Here is a 13,353-nt window from a genome sequence, read left to right on the forward strand (position 1 = left end):
CCTCAGTTGAAGCGCATCTCGCGCACGTCGTCCGCCACGATGATTTTCCCGGCTGTTTTACTGACGATGTCGTCAATACTGACGCCGGGGGCGTATTCCCGCAGAATGAACGCGCCGTCTTCAATCTCCAGCAACGCAAGGTCGGTTAACACCCGACGGATACAGCCAGCGCCGGTCAACGGCAGCGTGCAGCGCGGCAGCAGTTTTGACTCGCCGTTTTTTGCGGCATGGGTCATCACCACAATGATGTTCTGCGCCCCGGCGACCAGATCCATCGCGCCTCCCATCCCTTTCACCATCTTGCCCGGGATCATCCACGAGGCGATGTTGCCTTCGACATCCACTTCGAACGCCCCGAGTACGGTCAGGTCAACATGACCGCCCCGGATCATGGCGAACGACTGGGCCGAGTCGAAAATGGCGGCACCGATCCTCGCGGTGACGGTCTGCTTACCGGCGTTAATCATGTCGGCGTCAAGGCTCTGCTCATCCGGAAAGGCTCCCATCCCCAGCAGGCCGTTTTCAGACTGGAGCATTACGTCCATTCCCGCCGGAATATAGTTCGCCACAAGGGTCGGGATCCCTATCCCCAGGTTGACGTAGTAACCGTCGCGCAGTTCTCGGGCGACGCGCATGGCCATCTGTTCACGGGTTAACATCTTCAGACTCCCTCTGCGCGCAGCGTGCGCTGTTCAATGCGTTTCTCGAACTGGCCGACAATCAGCCTGTCGACGTAGATCCCCGGGGTATGAATGGCCGACGGGGGCAGTTCGCCCGGGGCGACGATCTCTTCCACTTCCACCACCGTTATCCGGCCCGCGGTGGCCATCAGCGGGTTAAAGTTTTGCGCGGTATGGCGATAGATAACGTTGCCGTACCAGTCCGCTTTCCAGCCCTTGATCAGCGCAAAATCGCCGGTGATGGCCTCTTCGAGGACATAATGCTTGCCGGCAAACTGGCGAACTTCCTTGCCAGCAGCCACGGGGGTGCCATAGCCGGTGGTCGTGTAAAACGCCGGAATACCCGCTCCGCCAGCGCGAACCTTTTCTGCCAGGGTTCCCTGCGGGGTGAGTTCCACTTCCAGCTCGCCGCTCAACACCTGTTGCTCGAACAGCGCGTTTTCGCCCACGTACGACGCCACCACTTTTCGTACCTGGCGCGTCTCAAGGAGTATCCCGAGACCAAAACCATCGACGCCGCAGTTGTTTGAAACCACCGTCAGCCCCTGCACCTGACGGCGTCTGACTTCGGCAATCAGGTTCTCAGGAATGCCGCACAGGCCGAAGCCGCCTGCCAGCAATGTCATTCCGTCCGTCAGCCCGTCCAGCGCCTGCGCATAGCTGCTGACGCGCTTATCCAGTCCCGCCATAATCATCCCTCCCGTTATCCGTGCCGGTATCATTAGGGGCGGCGACTCATTTGTTAATTTTGAATTTGTGACCCACTCATTTGGTTTTTTTATTAATTTCTTGTTAACTAAATTTTTTCAATTAGTTAACAAGGTGAAAAATGAGAATGAGTGTCAAACAGTTACGCGCGTTTTTAGCGGTAGCTCACACTCTGAATTTCGCGCATGCCAGTGAACGGCTGAATCTTTCCCAGCCGGCGCTCAGCCTGACGATCAAGGGTCTGGAGGAGGCGCTGGGGGGACCGCTGTTGCAGCGCAGCACCCGCAAGGTGGCGCTGACGCAGGAGGGGGAAACCTTTTTACCGATGGCGCGGCAGCTGCTGGCGGACTGGGATAACGCCGAAGAGGCCATGCATCAGTGCTTTACGCTGCAGCGCGGCAAAATCTCAGTCGCGGCGATGCCGTCATTTGCGGCGAATGTCCTGCCGGAGGTGCTCAAGGCATTTCGCGATCGCCACGCCGGGATCAACGTCACCGTGCACGATGTTATCAACGAGCAGGTAATTGAAATGGTGCGGGAAGGGCGGGTCGAGATGGGGATCGCGTTTGAACCGGCGCCGACCCATAACCTGCTTTTTACGCCGTTGGGTCTCGATCGATTTGTCGCCATTGTGCCGAAATCATCCGCTCTGGCAGCCAAAAAACGCCTTTCATGGGAGGCGCTACTGACGCTGGATTTCATTACCCTGCAGCGCCCTTCGGCCGTTCGTCTGATGATGGAAGAGGAGCTGGCCCGCAGCGGTCGTAAACTGGATGTGGCGCTGGAGAGCCATCAGCTGGTGACGGTGGGCAGAATGGTCGCCAGCGGTCTGGGCGGCAGTGCGGTCCCGGCACTGTGCGAGGCGCAGATGACCTCGTTAGGCGCGGTCTGTATTCCACTCGATAACCCGCCGATTGAAAAATGCATCGGCGTGATCCACCCCGGGCATACGCAGCTTTCAAAAGCGGCGCATGCCCTGCTTGAGACGCTGAAAGATTTTTATCAGCCCGGTCAGGGGGCGAGAAACACCTGCGGCGAGGCGTGAACCGGATGTGGGCCAACGTATACCTGAGCGCCATACCACCGGGCCAGCGCGTCGGCCTGTAAAACCATTTCCGGCGTGCCCTGAGAAACCAGCGTGCCGTTATGCAGTAGCAGGATCCGGTCCGCCCACAGCGCTGCCAGATTGAGGTCGTGCAGCACCACGCACACGTGAAAATCGCCCTGACGGGTCAGGGATTTCAACAGCCGCAGCAGATGCTGCTGGTGGTAAAGATCCAGCGCGGAAGTGGGTTCATCGAGAAACAGCCAGCCGCGTGGCCCGCCGTCATGCCAGAGCTGCGCCAGGGCGCGGGCGAGCTGGATCCGTTGTTGCTCGCCACCGGAGAGGGCCGAAAAGTGTCGGTCTGCGAGGGGCAGGCAGCCCGTTATCGCCATTACGGCTTCGACAACCGGGGCTTCCGGGTAACGCGTCCAGGGCGCGCGGCCCATACCCACCACCGCGTCGACCGGCCAGTCGAAACCGAGCTGCGTATTCTGGCGCATCACTGCCCGGCGGCGTGAAAGCTTTTGCGGGTGCCACGCCTCAAGCGGCGTACCCGCCAGGCTGCATTGCCCGCCAGAAGGCGTGAGATAGCCCGTGAGCAGGCGCAGTAACGTCGATTTTCCGGCACCGTTAGGCCCAATCAACGCCACCATTTCCCCCGGAGATAACGCCAGCGACACGTCGTTGATAAGTGTCCGTTGCCCGACCTGATAAACAAGACGTTCCGCGCAGTAACGTTCAGCCATGTGCGCCTCCACGACGAAAAATGAGCCACAGGAACCACGGCGCACCGAAGAGACTGGTCAGTAAACCGACCGGCATTTCAGCCGGTGCGACCAGCGTGCGCGCCACCGTATCGGCAACCAGCAGCAGCGACGCCCCGGCCAGTACGGAGCCGGGGATCACGGCCCGGTGATCGGCGCCCAGCCACATCCGTATCAGGTGCGGCACCACCAGACCGACAAAACCAATCACCCCGCTGACGGCAACCGCGGCGGCAACCAGTAAGGCGCTGCACAGCAACAGGATCCGCTGTACCGTCGCCACCGCCACGCCAAGGTAGTGCGCTTCTTCTTCACCCAGCTGCAGTAAATTGAGCGCGCAGGCAAGACGCCAGATAATCAGAACGCCTGGCACCATCAGCGAGGTGACGGCCAGCAGCGTAGACCACTGCGCCTGACCCAGGCTGCCCATGCCCCAGAGGGAGAGCTGGCGAAGCTGGGCATCATTGCTGAGCCATGACAGTACGCCGACTGCCGCACCGCACAGGGCATTGAGGGCAATGCCTACCAGTAACAGACGTGAAAGTGTGCTGTTACGCTGCTGGCTAAGGACAAAAATGACGAAGGTGGCCGCCAGCGCCCCCCCAAATGCCGCGATCATGGGAGCGTAAAGCATCATCAGCGCGGGGAGCGAGAGGGGAATAACCACCCACAATGCCACGGCCAGCGCCGCGCCGCTGCTGATCCCAAGCAGCCCCGGATCCGCCAGCGGATTACGAAAAAGCCCCTGCATTACGCAGCCTGCCAGCGCCAGCGAGCCGCCGGTGACCAGCGCCAGCAGGACCCGGGGGAGACGAATGGTCAGCCAGATCTGACGCAGGGTTTCATCACTGCCGCGCCACAGCAGACTGACCGGCAGATGCAGTGCGCCAGCCCCGGAGGCCGCCAGCGTCATGACCGTCAGGATGGCGGCCAGCATCCACAGCGACAACGCGATCCGTCTGGACATCAGGGCAGTTGCTCCGCCCGGGTGCGCAATTGCTGTATGGCCTGCGGCGTGCGCACGCTAAAGCCCAGCAGTGCCATATCGTCGATGGCCAGCACCTGCCTGTTCCGTCCCGCCGGCGTTTGCGCCAGGCCGGGAAGTGTCCACACATTCGCTTCGCCACCCAATGCCTTTACGCCATCCTGCGAAATCACCACAAGGTCAGGCTGGCTGGCAATCACGCCTTCCTGGGACAGCGGCTGATAACGGGTAAAGCCCTGCATCGCGTTTTGCAAACCCGCTGCGCGAATGGCAGCATCCGCGGCGGTCTGTTGTCCGGCAGCCATCGCGGTCATCCCGCCGTGGTTGAGGATAAACAGCACCCGTTTGTCGAGTGGCGAGGTGGGCAGGGCTGCCAGCGCCTGGCGCAGCGTAGCGCGCAATGCGTCCCCCTGTGCTTCGCGATGCGTCGCTTCGGCAATGACTCGCACCTTTTCGTCAATCACGCTCAGGTCATGACTGCCGGGAACGGTGACGACACTGACGTGACTTTCCTCGACCTGTTTTAACGCCAGAGAGGGCTGTGCCTGAGCACTGGCCAGCACCAGCGTCGGGCGCATGGATAAGATCCCCTCCGCGTTAAGCTGGCGCAAATAGCCGACGTCGGGCAGGGCGTTCGCCGCCTGCGGCCACTGGCTGGTACTGTCGCGGGCAACCAGTGACGATCCCGCGCCAAGGGCATAAACAATCTCAGTCACGTCACCCCCCAGGGCGACAATTTTCTGCGGTGTGGCCGCGAACGTCACCAGCGGCAGGGCGCAGAGCAGGGCGAGCCATTTTTTCATGCGGCCAGCCCTTTTCGGGTCAGGGCGTCGACCTGGCTGCGCCACTGACGCTGCTCTGGTTCACCTTCGCTGCGTTGACCGTACAGCTGAGCGATTTGCGTCCCGTCGGCGGCGAAGAGCTCCAGGCTGGTGACGTGCCCGTCAGCGGTGGGTTTACGCGTCACCCATGTTTCGGCGATGGACGTATCCCGCAGATGCAGGGTAAAGGTTGGGTTGAAGATGTTGAGCCAGCCTTTCATCGGGACGACATTTTCCACCACGCCGGTAAAGATCTGCACGCAGCCGCGGTTGCCGACGAAGATCATCATTTCATTCCCCTCCAGGCGGACCGTTTCCAGCAGCTGTGCCAGAGCGGTGTTGTCTACCCTGCAGGCCAGATCGTCGCCCACCAGACGAAACGCCTGCTGGCGGCTCAGATTGTGGCGCTTCAGCAGGCCGAAGAACTGATGCACGTCGGTCATGGCGCGCCACTCCTGGTCAACGAGGGCGGCATCAGCCTTTTCGTTGTGGGCAGGGACATCGGCATGCTTCAGCGCCAGTGGCGGATTATCGGCAAAGATAAAGCGCGTAAGCAGGTCGCCCCAGGCAGAAATATCGGTGTTATCGGTCGTGTAAACTTTCAGCAGGGCATCGCCCTGAAGGTCGAAGAACTGAATGCTCTGCCGCTCACCGCGGGCGGTGGTTTCACTGATGTGGAACGCGCTCGCCCACTGGTTGAGAAACAGGCGCAGATCCAGCGCCCGCGGATTCAGTACCAGCCCGGCGTGGCCGCCAAGGTGTTGATGCGTAAACGCGCCCACCTGCTCGTGAACTGCATAGTCGTTACGACAGATGCATTTGGTCTCGCCCACGGCTTCCAGCGCGCCGATGATTTCGCGGATGTCGCCGTGCAGGCGCCAGGCGTCGTGGCCCACGCGGGCGAAGGTCAGCTCTGCTTCGCTGATGTTCATTAAGCCTGCGATGTCACGTGCGTATTGACCCGGGTTTTCTTCTTTCAGCGCAAGCCAGCGTGTGTAGTGATTCATTGTCTCTTCCTTTCGAATAAGGGCCCCGGCAGGCCGGGGCGTGGGGATTACCACTGGTAACTCACAAAAATCTTACCGTTGCGTCCGTCCTGAGGAATGCCCTGAGGAGACCAGTACGCCTTGTCGAACGCGTTACCCAGCACCAGCGTCGTGGTTACCCCTTTGAGCTGCTCCTGGCCTTTATAGCTTACGTAGAAATCGTTAACCGCATAGCCAGGCTGTTCGCTGTAACTACTGCTGATATGGGTTGAGCGATCGACGAAGGTGCCGATCCAGCCGACGGAGAAACCGCTTTGCGCCACCGGGATATCCAGCTTGCTGGTGACGGTATCCGGGTTGATGCTGGAGATATACTCGCCCGTATCGGTATCTTTTCCCCGGGTGCGGTTATAGGCGACGTCGAGGTTGAACAGGTCGGCCGTGTATTTCGCCATCACGTCCCAGCCCCAGATTTTGGCGTGGGGAACGTTCATGGACATGGTGGTCGCAGCCGCAAAATCGACGCTGGTGGAGATGTAGTCTTTGGCTTTGGTGTCGAAGTAGCTGGCCTTGAACTCCAGCGCATCGTTAGCAAGCATGACGTTGTCAAAGCGCAGTCCGAAGCCAAATTCCTGCGTTTCATTGGTTTCCGGACGCAGGTTCGGGTTCGGTACCCAGTAGTTAGTGTAAAAGCGGCCGATGGAGAAGTGTTTGGCGTCGTTATACATTTCACCCATGGTCGGCGCACGGAAGGCCTGTGCGTAAGAGCCGAACAGCATCAGCCAGTCGGTCGGGCTGACGGTCAGTCCGGCACGGGAGGACCATCTGTCCGCGTTCACATCGTCGTATCCTTCACTGCTCCCGCGGTAATTATCGTAACGGGTACCGCCGAGAAGCGTGACCGGCAGGTCGCGCAGGGTGATCTCGTCCTGCAGCCAGCCGGAGCTGAAATCGATTTTAGCCTCCGGGAAGCCGGTGGTGGTGCCCCCCGGATGTTGCTCCTGACGGTAGTATTCGCCGCCATAGGTCAGAAGATGTGAGGCAAACGTGTCGCTGAACAGACGGGTGCGGTTTTCCACTTTGCCACCTTGGGTGGTCTGCTTGCGAAACTCGCCGGTGCCGTCAATGTTTTGGGCGTTAATGCGCGCTTCAGACCAGTAGAGTTTCGCATCGGCATTCAGCCAGTCGTTGCCCTGGGGAGCCAGGTGATAGCCCAGCTGAGCGTCTCGCTGAATGGTGGAGCGATCGGTCATGGGATTGCTGCTGGCGTCTGCGGCGGGGGTTTGCGGGTTTTTTGGCTCCTGCGCCGCGTTATTGTAATAGCGCAGGGATCCGCTCAGCGTCTGGGCCGGGTCGATGGCCCAGCGGCCTTTTGCCAGCATGTTGTTGATGGATTCGTCATTCGGTGCTGTTCCACCGTCGCTCTGGCGCAGATCGCCGCGATCGCGGCTCGACCAGGCAACCAGTCCGTCCAGGGTTTCGGTACGCCCGTAAGCGCTGGCCCCCATGCCCAGACTGTGATCGCCCGTCGCGCCCGTACCAAACACGCGGTAGCCGCTGTTTTTGCCCGGTTCCAGCAGGTCATTTGCATCGGCGGTGTCATACGCGATCACGCCCCCCAGCGCGCCGCTGCCGTACAGTAAGGCTGACGGGCCGCGAACCACTTCGATACGTTTAATCAGGGCCGGGTCGAGGAACGTGCTGTTCAGGTGGCCAGTGTCGGTCCCCTGGCGCACGCCATCCACCAGCACCAGCACGCCGCGACGGTCGTAACCGCGCAGGTTGACGTCCTGACCGTTGGTGCGCCCGGTGCCGTCAAGCATCAGGCCTGGGACGTAGCGCAGCAGGTCGGCGGCCGAGCTGGCGGTCTGGTTTTCCGGGGCCGCGGTGTCAATCACGCTGACCATCATCGGGGCTTCGAAGGCGCTGCGGGCGTTGCCGGTGGCGATAACGGTCATGTCATCTGTGGCCGCAAACGTGACGCCCGGCAGGGCGCTGACAACGGATAGCGCAAGGCAGGACGGGCGCAAAAATGCGGAATGCAGGTGTGGCATAGCAACTCTCCATAAAGAATCGAAAGCGCTGGCTGCCTGGGGATCACCTGGGTGGCTGGCGAAGGTATTGTGGTATTTATTTGGTGAGGATCAGCTTCCCGGCATGGGTCTGGCGCAACAGATAAAGCTGGCCGTCATGCTCGATGATCACGCGTCCCTCGTCCCCCAGCAGGCTTTTACTGTCGATCCGACGATCGGTGCGCGCTGGGGCAGGTGCTGTGTGTGTGTTTTCGGGCGTTGCCGCGTTGTTATCCGTACGTGACATAATGTTTATAAATAACAATCAATGTAACAATGATAATCATTATCAACAAAGTGAAAATTCACGGCAAGCGTTTTTGTGAAAAAACTGTGATGGGATCAAAACAGAAGAGGATGTGGCCGTGCGCGAACGTAGACCCTCTCCCGCAGGAGAGGGTAAAAGGCAAGGACTAAAAACGTGAATCGACCGCTGCCGCCAGTTTCTCCAGCAGCAGTTCGCTGTCTTCCCAGCTCAGGCACGGGTCGGTGATCGACTGGCCGTAAACCATTGGCTGTCCGGCTACGATTTTTTGCGTGCCTTCCCGGATAAAACTTTCGGCCATAATGCCCGCGATGGCGGTTGAACCGCTGACGATCTGCTGGCAGATCTCATCACACACATCCAGCTGGCGGCGATGCTGTTTCTGGCAATTGCCGTGGCTGAAATCCACCACCAGGTGTTCCGGCAGGTCGAACTCGGCCAGCGTTTCACACGCCGCAGCAATATCTTGCGCGTGGTAATTAGGCTTTTTCCCGCCACGCATGATGATATGCCCGTATGGGTTGCCGCTGGTCTGATAAATGGTCATCTGACCGCGCTTATCCGGCGACAGGAACATATGGCTGGCACGCGATGCGCGGATCGCGTCAACGGCAATTCGCGTGTTGCCATCGGTACCGTTTTTAAAACCAACCGGGCAGGAGAGGGCAGAGGCCATCTCACGGTGGATCTGACTTTCCGTGGTGCGCGCACCGATAGCGCCCCAGCTGATGAGATCGGCGATAAACTGTCCGGTCACCATATCGAGAAACTCGGTGGCCGTCGGTACGCCCAGCTCATTGACCTGCAAAAGCAGTTTACGCGCCAGCTCAATGCCATAATTAACACGGTAGCTGCCGTTCAGGTCCGGGTCGGAAATCAGCCCTTTCCAGCCCACGACGGTGCGCGGTTTTTCAAAGTAGGTGCGCATGACAATTTCAAGGCGATGCTGGTACTTGTCCCGCAGCCCCTGAAGCCGTTTTGCATAATCCATTGCGGCATCCAGATCGTGGATGGAGCAAGGGCCAATCACCACCAGAAGACGTTTGTCTTCGCCATTAAGGATTTTTTCAATGCGACGGCGGGATGCCGTGACATGTTCCGCTACACCCGCGGAAACAGGATGCCGCTGTGCCAGTTCAGCCGGTGTGACCAGGCTGTCAATGCGCGCAGTGCGGAGTTCATCGGTTTTATTCATGAAATGTCTCAGAAAAATTTTTGCTTCATCGGCAGACTACCGGGAAGTGATGGGCATCACCTTAAACCAATCCCTGCTGAATTCAAGTTCGGCGCGTCTGCGCGCCGAGGATGTGGTGATGATACCCGATTCTGAGTTGTTGTACTAGCATGTTAGTACATGCGGCGGTTGAGTCCCATGATATCGAGGATTTTGGTGGCGATCTCTTCTACCGAATAGTTAGTGCTGTTTAGCCACGGGATCTGGTTTTTGCGGTACAGCGCTTCCACTTCGGAAACCTCCATTCGACACTGGCGCATTGAGGCGTAGCGGCTGTTCTCTCGGCGTTCTTCACGTATTGCCGCTAGCCGTTCCGGGTTGATGGTCAGGCCAAACAGCTTGTGCTGGAGCGGCTTAAGGGCGGCCGGCAGCACCAGATTGTCCATGTCGTCAGCAATAAAGGGGTAGTTGGCGGCGCGGATACCGAACTGCATCGCCAGGTAAAGGCTGGTCGGGGTTTTCCCGCAACGCGAGACGCCAAGCAGTATCACCTGCGCCTGGTCGAGGTTACGCAGCGAAATACCGTCGTCGTGCGCCAGGGTGTAATCAATGGCGGCGATACGCGCATCGTATTTGGTCAGGTTGCCGGGGTTCAGCCCGTGCGTTCGGTGAGCGATAGGCGTCGGATCGAGTTTCAGTTCGCTCTGCAGCGGGGCCACCAGCGCCTGAACGATATCCTGACAGAACCCTTCACTTTGCAAAATAATTGCGCGAATTTCAGGGATCACGATGGAGTAGAAGACCAGCGGGCGGACCCCCGTCTGCTGGAAGATGGCGTCAATCTGGTCCTTCACCGCCTTTGCACGGCTCTCATTTTCCACAAACGGCAGCGTGATGCTGTTAATCGAAACGGGGAACTGCGACATCACCGCATGTCCCAGCACTTCGGCGGTAATCGCCGTACCATCAGAAATATAAAAAACGTGGCGATCGACAGCATTATCCATTTTACCCACCCTGAATATCGTACGTAATTGTCTGAAAGCATAAATTAAAAAAGTAAATTACACAGCAAAGAACTTATCCTAATTATAAATGAAACGGTGTTTTTGATTTTCCTGAAAAGTGGATTTCATTTTTCAATTAGCGACTTTATTTTTAGGGTTTTTGGCTGAATATATAGGAATCATCGGGTTAGCGGATGGTGGGAAAGTATCCGAAAAGTTGAAAATTTAAATTGCTTACACGATTCACCGTTTTTTTAGCGGAAATAATTATGCCAGTATAAATACGTAGTCAGGTGTTTCTTACTCCGATCAAATATCACAAAAGGATTGTTTCGATGTCCAACAATGGCTCGTCACCGCTGGTGCTTTGGTATAACCAACTCGGCATGAATGATGTAGACAGAGTTGGGGGCAAAAATGCCTCCCTGGGTGAAATGATTACAAATCTGTCGGGTATGGGTGTCTCCGTACCGAACGGGTTTGCCACAACCGCCGATGCCTTTAACCTGTTTTTAGACCAGAGCGGTGTAAACCAGCGCATTTATGACCTGCTGGATAAAACGGATATTGATGATGTGACCGAGCTTGCGAAAGCCGGTGCCCAAATCCGCCAGTGGATTATCGACACACCTTTCCAGCCGGAACTGGAAAAAGCCATTCACGAAGCCTACAACCAGCTATCAGCGGATGATGCCCAGGCGTCGTTTGCCGTGCGTTCTTCTGCCACCGCGGAAGATATGCCCGATGCGTCATTCGCCGGACAGCAGGAAACCTTCCTTAACGTCCAGGGTTATGACGCCGTGCTGGTGGCGGTGAAGCACGTCTTCGCGTCCCTGTTCAATGACCGCGCCATCTCTTACCGCGTGCACCAGGGCTATGACCATCGCGGCGTGGCGCTTTCTGCTGGCGTACAGCGCATGGTGCGCTCCGACGTGGGCTCTTCCGGCGTGATGTTCTCCATCGACACCGAATCCGGCTTCGACCAGGTGGTGTTCATCACCTCGGCGTGGGGTCTGGGTGAGATGGTAGTACAGGGCGCGGTGAACCCTGACGAATTCTACGTTCATAAGCCGACGCTGGCCGCAAACCGTCCGGCGGTCGTTCGCCGCACGATGGGCTCGAAAAAAATCCGCATGATCTATGCCCCGACGCAGGAGCATGGCAAGCAGGTTAAGATTGAAGACGTACCGCAGGAAATGCGTGACCGTTTCTCCCTGACCGATGCAGAAGTGCAGGAGCTGGCGAAACAGGCGGTACAGATCGAAAAACACTACGGCCGTCCGATGGATATCGAATGGGCCAAAGATGGCAACACCGGCAAGCTGTTTATCGTGCAGGCGCGTCCGGAAACTGTCCGCTCCCGCGGTCAGGTGATGGAGCGTTATACCCTGCACGCACAGGGCAAAATCGTGGCGGAAGGCCGCGCGATTGGTCATCGCATCGGTGCCGGTCCTGTCAAAGTGATCCATGACATCAGCGAGATGAACCGCATTCAGCCAGGCGACGTGCTGGTGACCGACATGACCGACCCGGACTGGGAACCGATCATGAAGAAAGCAGCGGCCATCGTCACCAATCGCGGTGGCCGTACCTGCCACGCGGCAATCATCGCCCGTGAGCTGGGGATCCCTGCCGTTGTCGGTTGCGGTGACGCGACCGAGCGCATGAAGGACGATCAGAAAGTGACCGTCTCCTGTGCGGAAGGTGATACCGGTTACGTGTATGCCGATATTCTCGACTTCAGCGTGAAGAGTTCAAGCGTCGATACCATGCCGGATCTGCCTCTGAAGATCATGATGAACGTTGGTAACCCGGACCGTGCGTTTGACTTTGCCTGCCTGCCGAACGAAGGCGTTGGCCTGGCGCGTCTGGAATTTATCATCAACCGTATGATTGGCGTTCACCCGCGCGCGCTGCTGGAATTCGACGACCAGGACGCGAAGCTGCAGAACGAAATCCGCGAGATGATGAAAGGTTACGACTCGCCAAAAGAGTTCTACGTCGGTCGTCTGACCGAGGGGATCGCCACGCTGGGCGCGGCGTTTTATCCGAAGCGCGTGATCGTGCGTCTGTCCGACTTTAAGTCAAACGAATACGCGAATCTGGTGGGGGGTGAGCGTTACGAGCCAGAAGAAGAGAACCCAATGCTCGGCTTCCGTGGCGCCGGACGTTATGTTTCCGACAGCTTCCGTGCCTGCTTCGCGCTGGAATGTGACGCCGTGAAGCGCGTGCGCAACGACATGGGACTGACCAACGTTGAGATCATGATCCCGTTCGTGCGTACCGTGGATCAGGCGAAAGCGGTGGTGGAGGAGCTGGCACGTCAGGGTCTGAAGCGCGGCGAAAACGGGCTGAAGATTATCATGATGTGTGAAATTCCGTCCAACGCCCTGCTGGCTGAGCAGTTCCTGGAGTACTTCGACGGCTTCTCTATCGGCTCGAACGACATGACGCAGCTGACGCTCGGTCTTGACCGTGACTCCGGCGTGGTCTCTGAACTGTTTGATGAGCGTAACGAGGCGGTGAAAGCGCTGCTGTCGATGTCCATCCGCGCGGCGAAGAAACAGGGTAAATATGTCGGGATTTGCGGTCAGGGTCCGTCTGACCATGAAGACTTTGCCGCATGGCTGATGGAAGAGGGGATTGACAGCCTGTCCCTGAACCCGGACACCGTGGTGCAAACCTGGCTGAGCCTGGCCGAACTCAACAAGTAACGCCATCAGCACCAGAAAAAGGCGAGGATATATTCCTCGCCTTTTTTTATTTCATGCCTTATTTGCTCCCCATCACAAATAAAGTAAAAAACCAAATATCATAATTTGTCTGTTAATTTAGACAATTGTTAG

At 58.1% G+C, this 13,353-nt stretch carries 12 protein-coding genes; 2 read left to right on the plus strand and 10 right to left on the minus strand.

The window, feature by feature from the left end:
- Nucleotides 1–2: 2 nt before the first annotated feature.
- A complete protein-coding gene (locus tag QRN24_RS02545; protein WP_014169704.1) occupies nucleotides 3–659 on the minus strand; it encodes a CoA transferase subunit B in 657 nt (218 codons plus the stop codon).
- A 2-nt stretch (nucleotides 660–661) separates the two neighbouring features.
- On the minus strand, nucleotides 662–1,369 hold the full coding sequence (locus QRN24_RS02550) for a CoA transferase subunit A (protein WP_284942299.1): 708 nt from the start codon (nucleotides 1,367–1,369) through the stop codon (nucleotides 662–664).
- Nucleotides 1,370–1,509: 140 nt separating this feature from the next.
- Here QRN24_RS02550 and QRN24_RS02555 point away from each other — a divergent pair, with 140 nt between their 5' ends.
- Entirely contained in the window at nucleotides 1,510–2,433 is a 924-nt protein-coding gene (locus tag QRN24_RS02555) for a LysR family transcriptional regulator (RefSeq protein WP_020884395.1), read from the plus strand.
- Here the strand turns inward: QRN24_RS02555 and QRN24_RS02560 are convergent.
- The 8 genes from QRN24_RS02560 to ppsR all read right to left on the minus strand — a co-directional run bounded on the left by QRN24_RS02560 (nucleotide 2,400) and on the right by ppsR (nucleotide 10,507).
- The gene (locus QRN24_RS02560; protein ID WP_041162550.1) at nucleotides 2,400–3,179 is read right to left on the minus strand and encodes a heme ABC transporter ATP-binding protein; all 780 of its coding nucleotides are present in this window, start codon (nucleotides 3,177–3,179) and stop codon (nucleotides 2,400–2,402) included. The genes QRN24_RS02555 and QRN24_RS02560 overlap by 34 nt on opposite strands.
- A complete protein-coding gene (locus QRN24_RS02565) occupies nucleotides 3,172–4,164 on the minus strand; it encodes a FecCD family ABC transporter permease (protein ID WP_196355659.1) in 993 nt (330 codons plus the stop codon). The genes QRN24_RS02560 and QRN24_RS02565 overlap by 8 nt, the downstream gene beginning before the upstream one ends.
- A complete protein-coding gene (locus tag QRN24_RS02570) occupies nucleotides 4,164–4,985 on the minus strand; it encodes a heme/hemin ABC transporter substrate-binding protein (RefSeq protein WP_049022953.1) in 822 nt (273 codons plus the stop codon). Before QRN24_RS02570 ends, QRN24_RS02565 begins: the two co-directional genes overlap by 1 nt.
- Nucleotides 4,982–6,010 carry a hemin-degrading factor gene (locus QRN24_RS02575; protein WP_044867859.1) on the minus strand — a complete coding sequence of 343 codons (1,029 nt, stop codon included), beginning with the start codon at nucleotides 6,008–6,010 and terminating at the stop codon, nucleotides 4,982–4,984. The genes QRN24_RS02570 and QRN24_RS02575 overlap by 4 nt, the downstream gene beginning before the upstream one ends.
- A gap of 47 nt (nucleotides 6,011–6,057) precedes the next feature.
- Complete coding sequence (locus QRN24_RS02580; RefSeq protein WP_284942300.1) at nucleotides 6,058–8,043, minus strand: TonB-dependent hemoglobin/transferrin/lactoferrin family receptor; 1,986 nt, start codon at nucleotides 8,041–8,043, stop codon at nucleotides 6,058–6,060.
- 76 nt (nucleotides 8,044–8,119) lie between these two features.
- Nucleotides 8,120–8,308 carry a hemin uptake protein HemP gene (gene hemP, locus QRN24_RS02585; protein WP_020884389.1) on the minus strand — a complete coding sequence of 63 codons (189 nt, stop codon included), beginning with the start codon at nucleotides 8,306–8,308 and terminating at the stop codon, nucleotides 8,120–8,122.
- A 166-nt stretch (nucleotides 8,309–8,474) separates the two neighbouring features.
- Nucleotides 8,475–9,521: a 3-deoxy-7-phosphoheptulonate synthase AroH gene (aroH, locus tag QRN24_RS02590; RefSeq protein WP_025204385.1), complete on the minus strand. Its 1,047-nt coding sequence runs from the start codon at nucleotides 9,519–9,521 to the stop codon at nucleotides 8,475–8,477.
- 152 nt (nucleotides 9,522–9,673) lie between these two features.
- Nucleotides 9,674–10,507, minus strand: coding sequence for a posphoenolpyruvate synthetase regulatory kinase/phosphorylase PpsR (ppsR, locus tag QRN24_RS02595; protein ID WP_020884387.1), 834 nt, complete (start codon nucleotides 10,505–10,507; stop codon nucleotides 9,674–9,676).
- A 335-nt stretch (nucleotides 10,508–10,842) separates the two neighbouring features.
- On the opposite strand from ppsR, the gene ppsA reads away from it, so the two are divergent.
- Entirely contained in the window at nucleotides 10,843–13,221 is a 2,379-nt protein-coding gene (gene ppsA, locus QRN24_RS02600; RefSeq protein ID WP_020884386.1) for a phosphoenolpyruvate synthase, read from the plus strand.
- Nucleotides 13,222–13,353: the final 132 nt, after the last annotated feature.

The organism is Enterobacter sp. MEB024 (assembly GCF_030209635.1).
GTDB classification, from domain to species: domain Bacteria; phylum Pseudomonadota; class Gammaproteobacteria; order Enterobacterales; family Enterobacteriaceae; genus Enterobacter; species Enterobacter ludwigii.

Bases quoted from the DNA above. Each gene is read 5' to 3' on its own strand.
- QRN24_RS02565 (WP_196355659.1), bottom strand. From the start codon at position 4,164: ATGTCCAGACGGATCGCGTTGTCGCTGTGGATGCTGGCCGCCATCCTG.
- aroH (WP_025204385.1), bottom strand. From the start codon at position 9,521: ATGAATAAAACCGATGAACTCCGCACTGCGCGCATTGACAGCCTGGTC.
- QRN24_RS02575 (WP_044867859.1), bottom strand. From the start codon at position 6,010: ATGAATCACTACACACGCTGGCTTGCGCTGAAAGAAGAAAACCCGGGT.
- QRN24_RS02570 (WP_049022953.1), bottom strand. From the start codon at position 4,985: ATGAAAAAATGGCTCGCCCTGCTCTGCGCCCTGCCGCTGGTGACGTTC.
- hemP (WP_020884389.1), bottom strand. From the start codon at position 8,308: ATGTCACGTACGGATAACAACGCGGCAACGCCCGAAAACACACACACA.
- ppsA (WP_020884386.1), top strand. From the start codon at position 10,843: ATGTCCAACAATGGCTCGTCACCGCTGGTGCTTTGGTATAACCAACTC.
- ppsR (WP_020884387.1), bottom strand. From the start codon at position 10,507: ATGGATAATGCTGTCGATCGCCACGTTTTTTATATTTCTGATGGTACG.
- QRN24_RS02560 (WP_041162550.1), bottom strand. From the start codon at position 3,179: ATGGCTGAACGTTACTGCGCGGAACGTCTTGTTTATCAGGTCGGGCAA.
- QRN24_RS02545 (WP_014169704.1), bottom strand. From the start codon at position 659: ATGTTAACCCGTGAACAGATGGCCATGCGCGTCGCCCGAGAACTGCGC.
- QRN24_RS02555 (WP_020884395.1), top strand. From the start codon at position 1,510: ATGAGAATGAGTGTCAAACAGTTACGCGCGTTTTTAGCGGTAGCTCAC.
- QRN24_RS02580 (WP_284942300.1), bottom strand. From the start codon at position 8,043: ATGCCACACCTGCATTCCGCATTTTTGCGCCCGTCCTGCCTTGCGCTA.
- QRN24_RS02550 (WP_284942299.1), bottom strand. From the start codon at position 1,369: ATGGCGGGACTGGATAAGCGCGTCAGCAGCTATGCGCAGGCGCTGGAC.